The organism is Caballeronia sp., from assembly GCF_028292365.1.
In the GTDB taxonomy this organism is placed as follows: Bacteria; Pseudomonadota; Gammaproteobacteria; order Burkholderiales; family Burkholderiaceae; genus Caballeronia.
Window position 1 is genome coordinate 1 of record NZ_JAQGMM010000630.1, and the last position, 16,439, is coordinate 16,439.

The 16,439-nt window shown below is 59.2% G+C and carries 17 protein-coding genes and 1 pseudogene; 10 read left to right on the forward strand and 8 right to left on the reverse strand.

Going from position 1 to position 16,439, the window contains the following annotated elements; all coding sequences use genetic code 11:
• A pseudogene (locus JWR14_RS36495) lies at positions 1–252 on the forward strand (GntR family transcriptional regulator); the annotation flags it as partial.
• Between the two features lie 9 nt (positions 253–261).
• Here JWR14_RS36495 and JWR14_RS36500 read toward each other — a convergent pair.
• On the reverse strand, positions 262–1,224 hold the full coding sequence (locus JWR14_RS36500; protein ID WP_299719286.1) for an aromatic alcohol reductase: 963 nt from the start codon (positions 1,222–1,224) through the stop codon (positions 262–264).
• Positions 1,225–1,509: 285 nt separating this feature from the next.
• Between JWR14_RS36500 and JWR14_RS36505 the strand changes: the two genes are divergently transcribed.
• The 3 genes from JWR14_RS36505 to JWR14_RS36515 all read left to right on the forward strand — a co-directional run bounded on the left by JWR14_RS36505 (position 1,510) and on the right by JWR14_RS36515 (position 3,591).
• Positions 1,510–2,430, forward strand: a complete 921-nt coding sequence (locus JWR14_RS36505; RefSeq protein WP_299719289.1) for a LysR family transcriptional regulator — start codon at positions 1,510–1,512, stop codon at positions 2,428–2,430.
• A 129-nt stretch (positions 2,431–2,559) separates the two neighbouring features.
• The gene (locus JWR14_RS36510) at positions 2,560–3,090 is read left to right on the forward strand and encodes an Mpo1-like protein (RefSeq protein ID WP_299719291.1); all 531 of its coding nucleotides are present in this window, start codon (positions 2,560–2,562) and stop codon (positions 3,088–3,090) included.
• A gap of 180 nt (positions 3,091–3,270) precedes the next feature.
• A complete protein-coding gene (locus tag JWR14_RS36515; RefSeq protein WP_299719294.1) occupies positions 3,271–3,591 on the forward strand; it encodes a DUF4148 domain-containing protein in 321 nt (106 codons plus the stop codon).
• On the opposite strand, the gene JWR14_RS36520 is transcribed toward JWR14_RS36515, so the two are convergent.
• Together JWR14_RS36520 and JWR14_RS36525 are read right to left on the reverse strand one after the other, a co-directional pair.
• Entirely contained in the window at positions 3,588–3,866 is a 279-nt protein-coding gene (locus JWR14_RS36520; protein WP_299719296.1) for a hypothetical protein, read from the reverse strand. The two genes, JWR14_RS36515 and JWR14_RS36520, sit on opposite strands and share 4 nt — an antisense overlap.
• The gene (locus JWR14_RS36525) at positions 3,859–5,241 is read right to left on the reverse strand and encodes a PLP-dependent aminotransferase family protein (RefSeq protein ID WP_299719298.1); all 1,383 of its coding nucleotides are present in this window, start codon (positions 5,239–5,241) and stop codon (positions 3,859–3,861) included. The genes JWR14_RS36520 and JWR14_RS36525 overlap by 8 nt, the downstream gene beginning before the upstream one ends.
• 173 nt (positions 5,242–5,414) lie before the next feature.
• Here JWR14_RS36525 and JWR14_RS36530 point away from each other — a divergent pair, with 173 nt between their 5' ends.
• The 3 genes from JWR14_RS36530 (at position 5,415) to JWR14_RS36540 (ending at position 8,719) form a co-directional block, all read left to right on the forward strand.
• A complete protein-coding gene (locus JWR14_RS36530) occupies positions 5,415–6,701 on the forward strand; it encodes a hydroxymethylglutaryl-CoA reductase, degradative (protein WP_299719300.1) in 1,287 nt (428 codons plus the stop codon).
• A gap of 72 nt (positions 6,702–6,773) precedes the next feature.
• Complete coding sequence (locus JWR14_RS36535; RefSeq protein ID WP_299719302.1) at positions 6,774–7,337, forward strand: hypothetical protein; 564 nt, start codon at positions 6,774–6,776, stop codon at positions 7,335–7,337.
• Complete coding sequence (locus JWR14_RS36540; protein ID WP_299719303.1) at positions 7,337–8,719, forward strand: tripartite tricarboxylate transporter permease; 1,383 nt, start codon at positions 7,337–7,339, stop codon at positions 8,717–8,719. The genes JWR14_RS36535 and JWR14_RS36540 overlap by 1 nt, the downstream gene beginning before the upstream one ends.
• A 118-nt stretch (positions 8,720–8,837) precedes the next feature.
• Here the strand turns inward: JWR14_RS36540 and JWR14_RS36545 are convergent, their stop codons facing one another.
• The 3 genes from JWR14_RS36545 to JWR14_RS36555 all read right to left on the reverse strand — a co-directional run bounded on the left by JWR14_RS36545 (position 8,838) and on the right by JWR14_RS36555 (position 11,212).
• On the reverse strand, positions 8,838–9,380 hold the full coding sequence (locus JWR14_RS36545; protein ID WP_299719305.1) for a DUF2867 domain-containing protein: 543 nt from the start codon (positions 9,378–9,380) through the stop codon (positions 8,838–8,840).
• Positions 9,381–9,759: 379 nt separating this feature from the next.
• Positions 9,760–10,224 (reverse strand): hypothetical protein, encoded by a 465-nt coding sequence (locus tag JWR14_RS36550; protein WP_299719307.1) that lies wholly within the window; start codon positions 10,222–10,224, stop codon positions 9,760–9,762.
• 115 nt (positions 10,225–10,339) lie between these two features.
• Entirely contained in the window at positions 10,340–11,212 is an 873-nt protein-coding gene (locus tag JWR14_RS36555; protein ID WP_299719309.1) for a LysR family transcriptional regulator, read from the reverse strand.
• Between the two features lie 111 nt (positions 11,213–11,323).
• On the opposite strand from JWR14_RS36555, the gene JWR14_RS36560 reads away from it, so the two are divergent.
• Positions 11,324–12,631 carry an aspartate aminotransferase family protein gene (locus JWR14_RS36560; RefSeq protein WP_299719311.1) on the forward strand — a complete coding sequence of 436 codons (1,308 nt, stop codon included), beginning with the start codon at positions 11,324–11,326 and terminating at the stop codon, positions 12,629–12,631.
• Positions 12,632–13,157: 526 nt separating this feature from the next.
• Positions 13,158–14,243, forward strand: a complete 1,086-nt coding sequence (locus JWR14_RS36565; protein WP_299719314.1) for a helix-turn-helix domain-containing protein — start codon at positions 13,158–13,160, stop codon at positions 14,241–14,243.
• 41 nt (positions 14,244–14,284) lie between these two features.
• On the opposite strand, the gene JWR14_RS36570 is transcribed toward JWR14_RS36565, so the two are convergent.
• Complete coding sequence (locus tag JWR14_RS36570; protein WP_299719316.1) at positions 14,285–15,247, reverse strand: helix-turn-helix domain-containing protein; 963 nt, start codon at positions 15,245–15,247, stop codon at positions 14,285–14,287.
• Between the two features lie 146 nt (positions 15,248–15,393).
• Between JWR14_RS36570 and JWR14_RS36575 the strand changes: the two genes are divergently transcribed.
• A complete protein-coding gene (locus JWR14_RS36575; protein WP_299719319.1) occupies positions 15,394–16,113 on the forward strand; it encodes a GNAT family N-acetyltransferase in 720 nt (239 codons plus the stop codon).
• A gap of 129 nt (positions 16,114–16,242) precedes the next feature.
• Here the strand turns inward: JWR14_RS36575 and JWR14_RS36580 are convergent.
• A partial coding sequence (locus JWR14_RS36580) for a helix-turn-helix domain-containing protein (RefSeq protein ID WP_299719322.1) occupies positions 16,243–16,439 on the reverse strand: 197 nt, incomplete at its 5' end.

The following is a 16,439-nucleotide window of genomic DNA, read 5'->3' on the forward strand; positions in this document are numbered from 1 at the left end:
ATCGATCACGCGCTGATGCCGCTGACCGTCAACCACGCGTTTTTCAACGCGTTCAACCTGCATCCCGATCCGGTGACGCTCGCTGAACATCGTGCGGTGTTGCGGCCATTGCTCGATGGAGACATCGATGCCGCCGCCAACGCGCTGCTAGATCATTTACGCGCGGCGCAGAAGCGCACGTTGCAGCGGCTGAAGGTTCTGGCGGTGCTGCCCGAGCCCGATCTGCCGGGGTATATGCAGCGGATCGTCTAAGGCCCGGGGTTATGACTGATGGTCGACTTCCCGAAGCGCAACGCTTTCACTCGGCACAAGATTTGCGCGCATCCAGTCTTCAAGCCCACAAGCTGCAATGCCGCGTTGGGCATTGAACGTCTGCGACTTGTCCCACGCCACGCCTTTTCCTTCGGCGAATACCGCGCGATATTTCTTGATCGAATCGTCCGGATCCGCGGCCAGTTCGCGTTTCAATTCCGGCACGCTCCACTCAGTGCGACGGACGTTCTGGTCCAATAGTTTATCGACCGCATCGGCGAGTTGACGATAAGTAACGGTGTCGCCCGCGATGTAGACGATCTGATCGGCGATGCGCGGCTCCGCAAACACAATTTCGGTGGTCAGCGCGCCAATGTCGTCGGCCGTTGTCACGGTCACGCCGTTGTCCCAGCTTCCCAACGCGTTCACGGTGTTTCGCGCGAGGTCCACCACGCCGAACGACGGTTCGAAGAGAAAGCTGGTAAACATGCCAGTCGATACGATCACCCATTCCGTCTGATCCTGCGAGCGCAGCAGGTCGCGCACGTCGAGTTGCTCATCGAACAGATCCTGCGGGCTGCCCCGGCCGATGACGTCGTAGTCAACGCCGAATTGCCAGGGGAAATATCGCTTGACCCGAGCCTGCAGCGCTGCGCGGGCGAGCTTGCGCTGAACGCCGCTGCCGCCAACGAATCCCGTGCACGAGATGACCGTGTGGAAGCGTTTAAAAACTGCGGCCAGCGAGTCTTCCGATTCCTCCGCCAGATCACCGGCGACCAGTTCGATGCCCAACGAGCGCAGCTCGGCAATGTCCTTTTGCTTGGCGAGATCTTGCGAATCGATGGTCGACGGGCGCAGCAGAACCGCGATAGAAATCCCTGACGCCGGCCTGGCGCGGCGCGCGAGACTGCGCAACATTGCCATGCCGAGTTCGCCAGCACCCAGGACAAGAATAGAATTAGCATGCGACATACGAGTACCTTTTTTTACTTGGGAGAAGTTATCGGATGCGCGTGCTTACGCGACCCGTTCATAACCGGTTTATTACTCCGCAGTGCGTTGAAGGGGAGAACAGCCGGACACTCGAAGTCTAGTGGCGCGGGTGCGCGGCATTGTTCGCTGCCACTGAAATGAGAACGCGTGCACATCGAACGATTCGGAACGATTCAGTCGGGGAGGCCGGCGATCAATGCAGATGAGCGTCCCCTTTTCGAACTGCCTGTCACCGACGAAATAGAACCGGACACTTGCCCGTTCATGGACAAACTTCAAGCGATGGCAACCTTTGCCCGGGTCGTCGAAACGCAGAGCTTCAGCAAGGCGGCGCAGACCTTGTCGATGCCACGGTCATCGGTCACGACGGTGATCAAGAATCTTGAGAAGCATCTGGGTACGCCGCTGCTTAGGCGAAGTACGCGGACTCTCAGCCTCACCGATGCAGGCGAACGTTACTATGCGTCGTGCCGGGCAATCCTGTCGGACATAGCGCAGGCAGAGAGCGGCCTGTTGGCTGATGCCGCGACTCCGCATGGGCGAATACGAGCGGGTATGCCGGGCATATTAGGCCGCGCGATCGTGCTGCCGCGGCTGCGGGAATTCGAACGGCTTTATCCCGGCATTGAGCTGACACTGGTTCTTAGCGATCGCCCCGTCGACCTGATTTACGATGGTATTGATTGCGTCATCCGCACCGGTGAACTGACGGACTCGACGTTGACGGCACGCAGGCTGGGCCAACTGAACTGGTTGACTTGCGCGGCGCCACGATATCTTAAGGAATACGGAGAACCTGAAACCGTCGAATCGCTCAGTGTTCATCGCGCGGTCAACTATATAGCGAATGCCACCGGCCGGCCGCTCGACTGGCGCTTCAAGGTAGACGGTGAAAACGTCACGGTCACCATGCCAAGCCGATTTGCCGTCAACGAAACAGAAGCGTATTTGCAATGCGGCCTGGAAGGATTGGGACTGATCCAGTTGTCGGAGTTTGTCGCGTCGCCATATCTGGAAAGCGGGCGTCTGAAAGAGGTCCTGGCAAATGCAAGAAGTGCGCCGGTGCCCATTTCAATCGTTTATCCGAACGGTAGAAATGCGGGCGTGGCAATCAAGGCTTTCGTCGATTGGGTCATCCGGATCTTTCCACAAAGCGGCGTCAATCCGGATGCAGGATCAAGATGACAGGCCGCGCTAAGACATCTTCAAGGCGACGTATAAAATTTGTTGAGAGCGTGATTGAACGTCGCTTTGGAGCGTTAAAGGTTGAGTACACGCAACCATGCCGCCCACGATGAATCGGAGAGTACGCCCATGAAATCCCTGGTTGACCAGCTTGGACAGTATGCGGTGTATCACCGCGACTCGCGCAACATCGTTTCGCATCTCATTGGCATTCCGCTGATCGTGGTCGCGGTTGCCAGTCTGCTCGCGCGTCCGGCGCTCGGGGTGACAGACACGCTGAGTGTGTCGCCGGCCATGCTGCTCGCCGCAGCGGTCGCCGTGTTCTACCTTCGGCTCGACATTCGGTTTGGTATCCTGATGACTCTCCTGCTCGCGCTGAGCGTGTGGGCGGGAAAGCTGCTCGCGATGCAAACAACCGCATCGTGGCTCGCCTGGGGCCTGGGCCTGTTTTTTGTCGGCTGGGTGATCCAGTTCATCGGGCACTATTTCGAAGGCAGCAAGCCGGCTTTCGTGGACGATGTCATCGGGCTGGCGGTTGGGCCGCTGTTCATTGTCGCAGAGCTGGCGTTCTTCCTCGGACTGCGCGACCCTGTTCGGCGCGCGATTGAAGAACGCGCTGGCCCCATACGCGGCGCTGCCGGTAAAGGAGTCGTACGTTGACCGTCAGCTATTTGTATGGCGACGCTGTCAACGTCCTTCGAATGACTAGGGTTTACACTAAATCGACAATAATCCCTTGCGCAGTCTGCTATTAATCTTAAGCGTGTATTTACCTACACTTGAATCACTGAAACGCGAACAGGGTTGTTCGCGGCGCAAATCAAGATTCGGAGGTAGGTCATGAAACTCGTTCAATCGCTTATTGTTGCCGCAGTCCTCGCTATTCCGGCCATGTCGTCTTTCGCACAATCGAATGCGCCTGTTACTCGCGCTGAAGTGAAGGCTCAACTGGTCCAGCTTGAAAAGGCGGGCTATCAACCTGGCCGCGATGACCCGTATTACCCGGCCGATATTCAGGCTGCGGAAGCACGTGTCTCCGCGCAAAACGGCGCAGCCAACAGCTTCGGTGGTGTGACCGACGGCACGTCGGCATCGGGTGCCCGCGCAGTTGTGAGCCCCGCGCTGAACGACAACGGCAAGTCGATCTACTCCGGCCACTAATCAGCATTAGTCGCCCGCGTTATCAAGCCGCGCAGCAATCCTGGCGGCATGAAAAAACGCTTCGAAGATGGCTGATAAGCGCGCAGCGATCCTGTGCGCTTATCCAATTTACATAGTTGTTTCGAATCACGTTCTTTCGAATCAACGAACAGCACCTCCTCCAGCGGGGTTGCTCCGATCCCGATGGAATTCGCCCAGCTATAAGTTGGGCTTTTTTTGCTTTCGACGAACGAGAAATGCGAGAAGCGGGTGACGGATGCGTACGCTTCAGCCAAGTGCTTTTAGCGCGGCCGCGAATCGAGGGTCCTTCAGATACGCGACGTTAAACCGGCAGTACGGCGAAACGCTTTCCGCGTGTGGTGAAAAGACCGTCCCCGGCGCGAGAATGACGGATTGTGCGAGCATCGCTTTGGCAAATTTGATTGAGTCTTCGCAGTGGGGCAGCGCTGCCCAAAGATAGAGGCTCTGGTCACTGACCTTGTAGATCTTCGCGCCCAGCGCATGGAGCGCGTTGACCCCCGCTTCGGTCGCCCGTCGAAGTTTCTCCTGCATGTGATTGGTGTGACGCAGGAAATGGCCATCACTCAGAATGGCTTCCAGCGTGCGCTCGCAATATTCCGAACTGCTCACGTGCGTCAGCATTTTTACATCGGCGAGATCACTTGCAAGGGCCGGGTCGCAAGCAAGAAAACCTACACGCAACGCAGCGGATACCGACTTCGCGAAACTGCCGATATAAATCGTCCGGCGCAATTGATCGAGCGTCGAGATGCGCGTAAGCGCGCGTGGTTTCAGGTCCGCGAGCGCATCGTTCTCAACAATCGTGAGGTCGTAGGTTTCGGCCAGCCTGAGTATGCGATGCGCCTTCGCGGCGCTCGTGTCGGTCGCGGTCGGATTGTGTCCCACTGACTGCGTGAAGAAGAGTTTCGGCCGATAGCTCTTCAAATGCTCTTCGAGCACCGCGATGTCAGGACCGTCGATCTCCCTTGGAACACCGACCATGTTCGCGCCGCTCAACTTCAACTTCCCGAACAGCGGGTAATACCCGGGGTCGTCGACCAGTACGGTATCGCCCGGGCGCACGAAATATCGCAGCACCATGTCCATTGCCTGATTGGCGCCGTGCGTGAGCACGATCTGCGTAGGGGCGGCTTCAATCTCATACGCGGCCAGCTTCTGCTGAAGATGCTGGCGCAATGGCAGATACCCGAAGCGGCTGCCGTAGCGAAACAGCGATCCCACGCCGGTCCGGACCACGCGCTGATGAAATTGATCCAGACGTGTTTCTTCCAGCCACTCAACCGGCGGAAATCCTTCTCCCAGATTGAGAAACTCGGGCTTGTTCTGCAGTTGTTCCCGCATCAGCCACACGACATCCATTGCCCGATCCAGGGTAGTGGGTTCATCGCCGACCGGCTGTACATCGACCGAACGCGACACGAAAAATCCCGACCCTCGCTTCGGTTCGATCAGGCCGTTCGCCGTCAGGATGTCGAATGCGCTGATAACGGTGTTCTTCGAGCAACCGTTCCCCTCAGCGTATTCCCTAATCGATGGCAATTTGGCACCGGCCTGCAGCAGGCCTTCTTTGATCTGTCTGGCCAAATTGTCTGCGATGGATCGAGGCAGGCCCGTCTTTTCGCGTTGCATGATCCTGATTGCTCCATGTCCGTTTGAATTGTTCTGGGTACAGTGACTTCGCTGTCTCGAATAAGTGTGCCTTTTAATAGGGTACAGCTGGCCTATTATTCGCTCGATCCGGCCACTTCCGCAAGGCGGAAGAGGGGCGAACGAATAACCGGGAAAGCCAAGGAGCATTGCAAGTGAACATCGATTCAAAGTTGCTGAATTTTCGCGGGCTGTCGCCGGCGCAACGCCTGAAGCACATTGCCGAGGCAGCGAATCTGAGCGACGCCGACCATGCGTTGCTCGCCAACGCCGGCGCACTCTCGCTGGATACCGCCAATGGCATGATCGAGAACGTGATCGGGACCTTCCAGTTGCCGATGGCCGTGGCCGGCTACTTCCAGATCAACGGGCGCGACGTGCTCGTGCCGATGGCGGTGGAGGAACCATCGATAGTTGCCGCAGCCTCGTTCATGGCAAAGATGGCGCGCGAGGCGGGCGGTTTCATCACGTCGAGCACCGCGCCGCTGATGCGCGCCCAAGTGCAGATCATCGGCGTGAGCGATCCTTATGGCGCGCGTTTATCGATTCTGAAGCACAAGGAAGAACTGATCCAGCTTGCGAATAGCCGCGACAAGGTGCTGATCGGTCTCGGCGGTGGCTGCAAGGACATCGAGGTTCACGTGTTTCCCGAGACGCCTCGCGGGGCGATGGTAGTTGCGCACCTGATCGTTGATGTACGAGATGCGATGGGCGCGAACACCGTCAATACGATGGCGGAGTCGGTGGCAGGACGTATGGAGGAGATCACGGGCGGTAAGGTTCGCCTGCGCATCTTGTCGAATCTCGCGGATCTGCGTCTCGCTCGCGCGCAAGTCCGTTACTCCGCCGAAACGCTGACGACCAGGGAGTATTCGGGTGAGCAAGTGATCGAAGGCGTGATCGATGCGTATCTGTTCGCGGCCATCGATCCGTACCGCGCCGCGACGCATAACAAAGGGATCATGAACGGCATCGATCCGGTGATTGTCGCCACCGGGAATGACTGGCGCGCCGTCGAAGCGGGCGCGCATGCGTATGCGTGCCGCAACGGTCGATATACCTCGCTGACCACGTGGGAAAGAGCGGCTAACGGCGACCTGGTGGGCACCATCGAGATGCCGATGCCCGTGGGTCTTGTCGGCGGCGCCACCAAGACGCATCCACTCGCGCGGCTCGCCCTCAAGATCATGGACGTGCACTCGGCTCAGGATCTCGGCGAGATTGCTGTCGCCGTCGGCCTCGCGCAAAACATGGGTGCGTTGCGTGCGCTTTCTACCGAAGGTATCCAGCGCGGGCACATGGCGCTTCACGCGCGCAATATCGCGATGTCCGCGGGCGCGACCGGCGTGGATATCGATTGGGTAGTTGGAAAGATGGTCGCGGCAAACGACGTGCGTACCGACTACGCAATGACGTTGCTTGCAGGACCTCGTGACGCTTGATTAGCGGTCTGATTTTGGCCTGAACGCACGACGGCGATAACGAAACAAAAACTTCCGCAAACGGAGGAGACAATGAAGCATTCAGTATTGGACGCCGATGAGGCGCTGAGACCGACGTCCGTGGCCATGAGCATAGCCGTTGATGCGCAGGCTTCCCATCTGGTTGAAGTGTGGGGAGACACCGTCGATATCCGGCATCTCGCGTGGTCTGTCGCGCTGGGCATAGGCATCAGCCTGGGCGCTTTTTTCTCGGCCAATTATTTTCTCGCGCTCTACGTACACGACGCCGCGATGACCCGTGCTTACGCCATGCTGGTGGGACTTGCCGGCTGCCTGATCGCGGGCGCGGTGTGCGCGAAACTGTTCAAGCCGAAACGCGTAGTGGTCGACCAGGCATCCGATACGGCTCGCCGCGAAGAAGTGCTCGATCAGCTTGCTGCCGAGGCGGGCGGCCTGGGGTTTGTCGCGGATCTGCCGCTGCCGGTTGTCATCGAGATGAAAGAGCTCGGTCTCTACGATGTATTTCTCAAACACGAGCAGCGCATTGAGGCATCAAAACGTGCGCTTGGTGAAGGCCACGTTTCCCCTGACGCCGCTGAAATCACTGAAACAAAAACAAGTAAGGAGTCCTTGTGATGGACGCGCTTGTTCACCAGATACTTGTGGCGGTATCGATGGGCCTGACCGGCGCCATCGTGTTCGCCGGGATCGGTCTCATTTCCGGCACGGACGAAACTACAACCCTTGCACCACTTACCTTGCTGGTCGCGCTGCTCGGCGTGCCGCCCGCGGGTGTCTTCACGTTCTTCATGGCCGGGGCTGTGGCAAAGCACATGACGCACGCCATTCCGACGGCGCTGCTCGGCATTCCAGGCGACACGCTCGCGGCGCCCTTGCTTCAGCAGGCGACCATGCTGCGCAATCTCGGCGTGCCGCACATTGCGCTGCGAAAGATGATTTCGGGTGCGATTATCGCGGCCTTCGTCGCGGTGCCGCTGGCGGTGTTGTTCGCTGTGCTACTCGCGCCGTTCGGCCCGTCGATATCAAAAGCGGCGCCGTGGGTGTTTCTCGCCGCAGCCGTTGCGATCGCGTACTTTTCATCGGGCCGATGGGCGTCGGTGTTGCTGCTCGTGCCGTTCGTGCTGGTGATCGTCGGGCTCCAGGCGCTGACCGGAAAATACGGCGTGAAACTCAGCGTCAGTTATTTTTTGGGCATTGCCATCGGCCCGCTGATTGCAGACCTGTTTTCCATTCTCTCGCCCGCGGATCGCGCAGTGATGCGCCGCGATCGGGTCAAGACGTTCTCGCTTGCGCCGGACGTGAAAAGCTGGAGCGGCTACTTTCCCAATCCGTTGAAGGTGCTCGACCGGCAGCAGCGGAACTGGACCATTGCGACGGCGGCGGTGTCGAGCGCAACGTTTGTCTTTAGCCCGGTCGCGATGACCGTCGTGATGGGCGAACTGGTCGGCTCGCGAATCAAGCACTCGTACCATCGTTTGACTACGGTCATTGCCGCACGAAACGGCGTGACGGAGGCCACCTATATTGCCGAGACATTAATTCCGTTGATCGCGTTCGGACTGCCTTTGAGTCCCGTGGCAGCGGGTCCGGCGGCGCCGCTTTTCAACGCGCCGCCGCGATTTTTCGTCGATACAGCCACGGGGCACATGAACAATCTGCACACGTTGATGACGAGCTGGGAGTTTCTCGGCTACGGTTTGTTGTCGGTCGTGCTGGCAGCGCTGATTGCGTATCCGTTTTCGATGAACTATGCGCACCGGGCGGCTTCGTTCGTTGCCCGGCGGCTCAGCCATGAAGCGATCATTGCGACGTTCGCGGGACTGATCGTGGTGATCAGCGTGTGGGAAGGGCAGTTGCTGGGGTTCCTCGTGATCGTGACGATCGGGCTTTTGGGAGGATTGTTATCCCGGCGCTTCGGCTTTAACACCGGCGTTCAGTTCATGGGGTATTACACGGCAGTACTGAGTGTTCCGGCGTTGACGAAATTGATTGCATGAGGTGGCGATGCTGGATTTCTCGACTCGACCCGTGCCAACGAAAACCCACGCTCAGAGCCTGAGACTGGCCTCGATCTGCGAGCGTCGATGTGTCGCGAAGCGTCAAGCGCGAGCCGGCTCAGGAGGCAGTGGGCCAGCCGATAAGCGCCGCGCGCCGCATGCTTGATCGAACCACCATTTCATGAAACGGCGTGATCAACAAGATGTACGACCGTCCCAGAAGGTTGTGGCATTGCACGACAGTCGATACCGTCAAATAGCGCCCGCCGCCTGCCGCGTTTTCCCTGGCTTCCTGAAACACCGACACCCTGAAGTCGAGATGCTTGTCGTCTTCGCCGAGGATGATTTCATCGACAGTGCGCTCGTAGATCCTGAAAATGGAGACATGCTTGTCCTGCTCGGACCGTGCGGATTCCTCCAGGCGTTTCGCGGTCTTGAGGCCAAACCCGGCAACGAGCGCGTCCCGCACTCGCAAGAGCTTTGCAACCCATGCGGCCTGATGCGAAAACATGAAACGCGCGAGTAGTTCGGGATCGGTGGTTGCGTTATCCGGCAAGCGGATGGTGTAGGCATCCGCGAGGTTCGGATGCTCGTACATGCGCGTTACGCGTGAACTGGGCGGCAACGCGACGGAGGTAACGGACACATTTGCATTTTGCATGGGGCAAGCGACTCCGATGTGATGTCTCGGGGCGACGGGTCTGAGGACCGGGCTAAGGTCGCGTCTAGGCTAACCGCGAGTACCATTTGTGACTGTACACCCGCCGGATATATCACCTTTTGTATCGCTGCACTGCACTTGTACCCGCGAATGAAATAACGGATGCGCTGCGGTAGGCGCCAGTGAAACGGGAGGTCAGGTTCACCGTCAGCGCGGGTCGGCGCGAAGATCGCGCACTCCTCTTCCCAGCCGTTGGCGCAAGAGCGTTCGAAGCGAGTTTATCGAAGCAAACGGCGATCCGGTTGAGGTGTTCGATTTCATCGAAGAACCGTTCGATGAAATTCCACCGACAGCTCGCGCTGTGCAGCACTCAACGCACTTACTGACCAGACGAATGTGTCCTGAGAAACGCCGCATATCCATTCTGTGCCTTGAGGATCTTGTCGGCGCACTTGTCGTAGTCCGAACCTTTCGCGCTGTCTTGCCCGTACATGCCACGGCACTGCGCAAAGAGGGTTAGCGTTGCGCTCGAACCTTTCGCATCACGAGTGGCCGAAAAGCTGGCCTTGCCCCCGCCAGAGGGCACGTCGGTGTCGATGGCGACCGCGTCCGCGCGCGTCACGGGCGTGTCGGAATGTTGCTCGATATAGCGTTTTGTAAGCGCCCAGGCCGCGTCGCAGTTCGCCGCTTCGCAATTGACTACCGCATTGTGTTGAGCGGCGGCAAGGCTGGTTTCGTTGTGGACGAATTTCTGGGCTTGCTCAGCCTGCTTTTCAGCGGACGAGCAACCGGTGAGTACAAGGGTACCAAGCGCAACAAGCGCAAAAGCAGCAATCTTTTTCACGAATAGAACTTCCATAGCCACGTTTGAGCACGATTATAGCTGTGCGTCCGAAGCGTTCGCAGTTGCATTCGAAAGGCCCGCGCAAGCATTCCGGGACGGCACCCGTCGGAACACATCAGGACGAAAGTGGCGACATCGTGCTCAAGGTGCGGGTCATGAGGTCCTTCACATTCTCCACAAGCAGCGAATCGGCCGGACCCGTGTGCGAAACGACGGCAATGCCAACATGCGGAAGCGGCGGGAGCAGTTCGCCAGCGGGCATGATCCGCAAATCCGCCGGCACCGCTCCTCTCGTCAGCACAGCGACTGCTATGCCCGCTCGCACGATTGCCAGCAGCCCATCCTTGCTGACGCTCTCATAAGCCACGCGGTAGCTGATATTGGCACTGTCGAGCGCACGCCGCGCCGCCTGATGGTCGAGCGTTTCAGGCGCCGACAAGGCTATTTGCAGAGGTCCATCGCTTGGGGCGTAGAAGTCTTGCGATGCGATCCACACCAGGTCCTCCCAGCGAATCACCCGCTCCAGATTCCCCTGCGCTGCGAGCGATACCAATGCCACATCGACACGGCGCGCATCGAGCATTTTCTCGAGCAAGGGCGTAGGCGCACAGACGACTTCCAGTGCGACCCGAGGATGCTGCGCCGCTATCGCGCGGAGCACGGCCGGAAGGAACTCCGTGCAATAGTCCTCGGGGCATCCGAGCCGGATCGAACCAGTGAGCCCACGACCCGTCACGTCGACCAGCGCCTCGTCGTGTGCGCGCACCAGCCTTCGGGCGTGCGATAACAATCGATCCCCGCGCGACGTCAGTTCCACGCCGCGTGCGGTACGCACCAGCACCGCGCCATCGACGATCTCTTCGATCCTCTTCAACTGCATGCTAAGCGCGGATTGCGTACGGCCAACTTCCGCCGCCGCGCGCGTGAGCGATCCGGCATCCGCTATGGCGACGAACGTCCTGAGCAAATCGAAATCCAGCTGCAACATGATGGCATCAGCTCCTCGAATGGCAGGCATCACAACTTTTCATTTCCACCCGCCGATTTAGTTCGCTTACATTGACCTTCGGCACATCCGCCCGCCACTCTGGACACAGACATGTCAGCACAAACCGATCGGGACTTTTGGTCAAACGCTCAGCAGCACCTGATCCGCTACGGCGGAACATTCTCGCCCGTCATAATCGAGCGTGCCAGCGGCAGCCATGTTCATGATTCCACGGGCCGCGCGATACTCGATTTCACCTCCGGACAGATGAGCGCCATCCTCGGTCACTCTCATCCGGAAATCGCCGAAGTTATCGCCGAGAGTGCACGCAATCTCACCCACCTTTTCAGCGGGATGCTCTCACGCCCGGTCGTGGACCTGGCAACCCGCCTCGCGGGCATCGCGCCTAAAGGACTCGAACGTTCCTTGCTGCTCAGCACCGGTGGCGAAGCCAACGAAGCAGCAATCAAGATGGCAAAGCTCGTCACCGGCCGGCACGAGATCGTGAGCTTCGCTCAATCGTGGCACGGCATGACCGGCGGCGCAGCGTCGGCCACTTACAGCGCCGGCCGCAAGGGTTACGGTCCGGCCGCCGTGGGCTCCTTCGCCATTCCGGCGCCGTATCCGTACCGGCCACGGTTCGAGCGCAACGGCGCCTATGATTGGGCGGCTGAACTCGACTATGCTTTCGACCTGATCGACAGGCAATCTTGCGGCAGCCTCGCGGCGTTCATCGCTGAGCCAATCCTGAGCTCGGGTGGCCTGATTGAACTGCCGCAAGGCTATATGCGCGCGCTAAAGGCGAAGTGTGTCGAGCGGGGCATGCTGTTGATCGTGGACGAAGCCCAAACCGGCATGGGCAGAACCGGAACAATGTTCGCTTGCGAGTACGACAGCGTGGTGCCCGACATCCTGACCTTGTCCAAGACACTGGGCGCAGGACTTCCACTGGCTGCCGTGCTGACGACTCAGGCAATCGAAAATCAGGCACACGAACGAGGCTTCCTCTTTTATACGACGCACGTGTCTGATCCGATGCCGGCAGCGGTTGGCGTCAAAGTTATCGAAATCATCGAGCGGGATGGTCTCGTCGAGCGCGCTGGTGTGCTTGGCAGCCGTTTGCGCGGCGGTCTGGAGACGCTTCAAAGCCGCTTCGAATGTATCGGCGATGTGCGCGGACGTGGCTTGATGCTCGGAATCGAAATCGTCGGCGACAGATCAACCAAAGCTGCGGCCCCGGATCTTTCCGCTGCAATCACACGTCGCTGCCTTGAACTCGGCTTACACATGAATATTGTTCAGTTGCCGGGACTGGGCGACGTCTTCCGCCTTGCTCCGCCGCTTACGATTGCCGAGGCTGAGATCGATCGCGGGTTATCGATCATCGAGCAAGCTATTGAGGAAAGCGTGGGCATGTGACACGCAATGCCAGGTTGCGAACGCCATGAAGCCACCGCTGTGAGTGGCTGACCCGGGCGAAGCGGCGAGTACCTCTGCTGAGCACACCCACGCGAGCGGCTGAACTTCGCCGCTCAGCGCCCATTCTCCATCCAGGTAATTGCCACGCACTCAGGCTATCCGATCATTGGAAAGTGCTGGTAAGACGTTTATTCGGCCAAAGCCCCTAAAGTCCGCGTTCGCCGTGCCGTAATACGCTAGATAGGACAAGCAGAATCTGTCCGTTCCAAAGGATTGCGGCACCGCGAACGCGCGGCCATGTTTCGACGGTTCCCAAGACCGATAAAGCCGCGTTCGTCACAATCGCCTCATCCCACTCAGTTCTAATCTGACCCGCGCATTCGGCTTGAGCGGCGCTCCGGGTCAACTGCGCGTCAAATATGGACCGATATTCTCGGCAACCTGGACTGGCGGGCTCCGAGCGGGCTAGTGGTTCAACATAAAGTTCAGCCGCACGGGGCGGATCAAAAACGGACCAAAATCAGCGATGAGCACCGCCTTGAACGACGACCCGCTAAACATTGCGACACCGCTAAGCCGCTTGTTATTGCCGCCGCAGCGGCCCACGCTCGCGCCCGGCATCGCGCACAGCAATTTCAGCGTGCAAGGCGACGCCCGCCAAAGCTTCCTTGCGTGGCAGGAGCGCATGAGTCCTGTCTACGACATACAGCCTTTTTCAAAGCAAGCTGAGGATACGTTCGACGCATCGCTGTCTCGCTACACCGTCGACAGTCTGAGCCTCTTCGATTTCCACACCGGGCCCAACCTTGCGGTGCGATCGTTGGGGCGAGTGTCGACCGAGAGCATTCGCGACATCAGCTTCAGCGTGTACCTTGAAGGGCCGCCGGGGCAGTTCCTGGGCAGCAAGCCACGGCACGACGAGGCGCACATACCGCAAGTGCCAAGTATCCTCGCGCTGGACATGGACCAGCCGTGCACAGTCCGGAGTTTTCACGGCAGGATACTGCTCCTTTTTGTGCCGCGTGCTTTGGTGGAAAGATCGTTCCCTGATGCCGCCTCGCTGCATGGCCGATGGGTTCGCGCCACCACTCCTTTGACGCGCTTGCTGATCGAGCATCTGGTGGCGCTCAATCGACAAATCGCCGGGCTGGCCAGGGACGAAGCGCGTCGGTCCTTTCTCACCACGGTAGAGCTGCTCGTCGCAGCGTTCAGCCGTCAAGCGGGTCTTTCCGGCGACGGCCGCGCGGCGGTACGCGCAGCGGTCTTTGGACAAGTGCGGAGATACGTGGAGGCCCATCTGCACGATCCGGCGTTGTCGCCTGACAGCGTGTTGGCGTCGCTGCGTCTCTCGCGTGCCAGCGTGTACCGTCTCTTTGAGCACGAAGGTGGGCTGGCCGCTTATATTCGCAGCCGCAGGCTGCGAATGGCGGCTGACGAGCTGGTGCGCTTTCCGCATATGGACGTACAGGACATTGCCTCGGGATTGGGCTTCAATGGTGCATCGAGCTTTACGCGTGCATTCCGTCGCGTCTTCGACATTGCACCACGGGAATTGCACGAGTACGCACCGTTGCTCCGGCCCGAACATGCAAGACGGGAGCGCTTCGCATAGATGGGCAAGGTTGAACTAGTTGGCGTGCTAACCGGGATCGACTACCGCATGTTGGCGCGAAGTTCCCGCACTCCGCGGCCCAGCTTCCGACGCAACAAAGTCCGCAATGTCGCTGCGTCGGCGTAGCCAACCTCGCTCGCAATTGTCTCGAGATCCTGGCCAATCGAAACGAGGTGCTGCGCCCGTTCGATTCGCAGGTCCTGGAAAAATGCCAGCGGCGACTTACCGAGCACTGCCTCGGTGCGGCGCTGCAACGTGCGTGTGCCGACGGCCAATGCACTGGCCGCTTCCTGAAGCGAAAACCCGGAAGGGAGATTGCCGCGAGCCCACCGCTCGAATCTTGCAATCAACGGATCGGCATGGGCGAGGTGATCCGGAATAATGTATTCGGCCTGGGATGAACGCTTGTCAATCAGCATGAAGCGCGCGACGAGTGTCGCCAACTCGGGACTCGCCTGTCGCACCAGCCAAAGCGCAAGATCCAGATGGCCCATCATGGCGCCCGCAGTCACCACGCGATGCGACGCAACCACCATGCGGGAATCGTCCAGTTTGACAGCCGGGTAGCGTTGACGGAAGAACGGCGCCAGCGGCCAGCTGGTTGTTGCTTCGCGATTGTCCAGAAGCCCGGCTTCCGCGAGCACAAACGTACCGATACACGCCGCCGCGACTCCAATGCCATCAGCGTTCCAGGTGCGAAGGTATGCCATCGCGTCGCGCACGTCGCGGCGCTCCAGCGCCTCGATCAGGCGTTCCGGTTGTTTGGCATTCAGCGCAGGGGCGACCACCCAATCCGGCTGACGGACAGTGCTTGCTGGTTCGACCAGAGTGGACAACCCGAGAGCGGTACGGATGCGTCTGCGCACGCCCACGAGGCTTACCTCGAAGGGCGGTGCGGCGAATCCCTGGGCGGCGGCCAGTTCGTTGGCTGTCGCGAAGGTATCGAGCAGAACGGTGAGCCCGGTGTCGAATACTCCGTCGAGCGCGAGGATAGCCAGTCTCATGTCACAAATGACTCTATTAATGTCGTTTGCGACTATAGCCCCGTCCAGATCCAGCGTCTAGACTGCGTAGCAATGCGGCCTCGTGGCGCGCTTGGACAGGCATTCAATCCGTGGGGACAGAGTCGGCTCTTGCAAAGGGAAAGCACATGAATCATTCGATACACGTTGGCCTCGACCGCCCGATCTGGACGGCACTTACGACCAGGCAAGCGCATCTTGGGCGCGGAGAAGCGCTTGCCCGTCGGTACCATCCCGATGTGGCTCCCTTTGCCGCTTTGGAATCGGAAACCCCCGCTGCTTATCGGGCGCTCCACCATCTTCTGCTGCCTGACGAACACGTCGTCGTTTTGCAATCATTCGATGCCATGGGTCCGGTCGATGCGCTGCAGTTAACGCATGTTGGCATCGTCCATCAAATGGTCGCTACGCACCTGGAAGCCGGGAGCATGGACGCTCAGGAGGTGATCCAACTAAGTAACGTGGATGCGAAAGACATGCTCGATCTCGCCCAAAAGACCAAACCCGGTCCTTTCGGCAAGCGAACAGGTGGGATGGGTAATTACATTGGCATTCGCGACCAAGGGCGGCTCATTGCAATGGCCGGAGAACGGATGCGTCTCAACGGATACGTCGAGATAAGCGCCGTTTGCGTCGACGAAGACTGGCGCGGAAGAGGGCTTGCCGGCCGGTTGGTGAAAACCTTGGGCAGACAAATTGAGCAACGGGGGGAGGTTCCGTTTCTACATGTGCTCAGTGACAACCATTCGGCGATTGGGTCGTATGAACGGTTGGGCTTCGAATTGCGCCGCGCGTTTCACCTTACCCGAATCGGGCATGCTGATCCGGGTTCGGCTGCCGTTCTTTAAAGTTCAAATGTGGACCGAAGCCGCGGTACACGGTAAGCCTCGAAGTGTAGGGCTTGACAGCCTGCGCCAACTGCCGAGGGGCGGTAACCGAGGCGAACGAATCCTTCGCTTATCTACGGCGAATGCTCCTTAAAACGGCGCGGCGGACCCACCCTGGCTCTGCGTTTGAAAGCGTCTTCGGTAGTCCCCTGGAGACAGTCCGGTTAGCCTGATGAAGATCTTTCGAAACGATCCAACATCTTCGTAACCGACTTTCCAGGCGACCTGGTCGAACGATTGTTGGCTGGTTTCGAGCATTTCACGAGCCTTGCCGACCCGAAGATGCT

Excerpts from the sequence above, each read along its gene's own strand:
- JWR14_RS36500 (WP_299719286.1), bottom strand. The coding sequence starts at position 1,224 with ATGTCGCATGCTAATTCTATTCTTGTCCTGGGTGCTGGCGAACTCGGC.
- JWR14_RS36505 (WP_299719289.1), top strand. The coding sequence starts at position 1,510 with ATGGACAAACTTCAAGCGATGGCAACCTTTGCCCGGGTCGTCGAAACG.
- JWR14_RS36510 (WP_299719291.1), top strand. The coding sequence starts at position 2,560 with ATGAAATCCCTGGTTGACCAGCTTGGACAGTATGCGGTGTATCACCGC.
- JWR14_RS36515 (WP_299719294.1), top strand. The coding sequence starts at position 3,271 with ATGAAACTCGTTCAATCGCTTATTGTTGCCGCAGTCCTCGCTATTCCG.
- JWR14_RS36525 (WP_299719298.1), bottom strand. The coding sequence starts at position 5,241 with ATGCAACGCGAAAAGACGGGCCTGCCTCGATCCATCGCAGACAATTTG.
- JWR14_RS36535 (WP_299719302.1), top strand. The coding sequence starts at position 6,774 with ATGAAGCATTCAGTATTGGACGCCGATGAGGCGCTGAGACCGACGTCC.
- JWR14_RS36540 (WP_299719303.1), top strand. The coding sequence starts at position 7,337 with ATGGACGCGCTTGTTCACCAGATACTTGTGGCGGTATCGATGGGCCTG.
- JWR14_RS36545 (WP_299719305.1), bottom strand. The coding sequence starts at position 9,380 with ATGCAAAATGCAAATGTGTCCGTTACCTCCGTCGCGTTGCCGCCCAGT.
- JWR14_RS36555 (WP_299719309.1), bottom strand. The coding sequence starts at position 11,212 with ATGTTGCAGCTGGATTTCGATTTGCTCAGGACGTTCGTCGCCATAGCG.
- JWR14_RS36560 (WP_299719311.1), top strand. The coding sequence starts at position 11,324 with ATGTCAGCACAAACCGATCGGGACTTTTGGTCAAACGCTCAGCAGCAC.
- JWR14_RS36565 (WP_299719314.1), top strand. The coding sequence starts at position 13,158 with ATGAGCACCGCCTTGAACGACGACCCGCTAAACATTGCGACACCGCTA.
- JWR14_RS36570 (WP_299719316.1), bottom strand. The coding sequence starts at position 15,247 with ATGAGACTGGCTATCCTCGCGCTCGACGGAGTATTCGACACCGGGCTC.
- JWR14_RS36575 (WP_299719319.1), top strand. The coding sequence starts at position 15,394 with ATGAATCATTCGATACACGTTGGCCTCGACCGCCCGATCTGGACGGCA.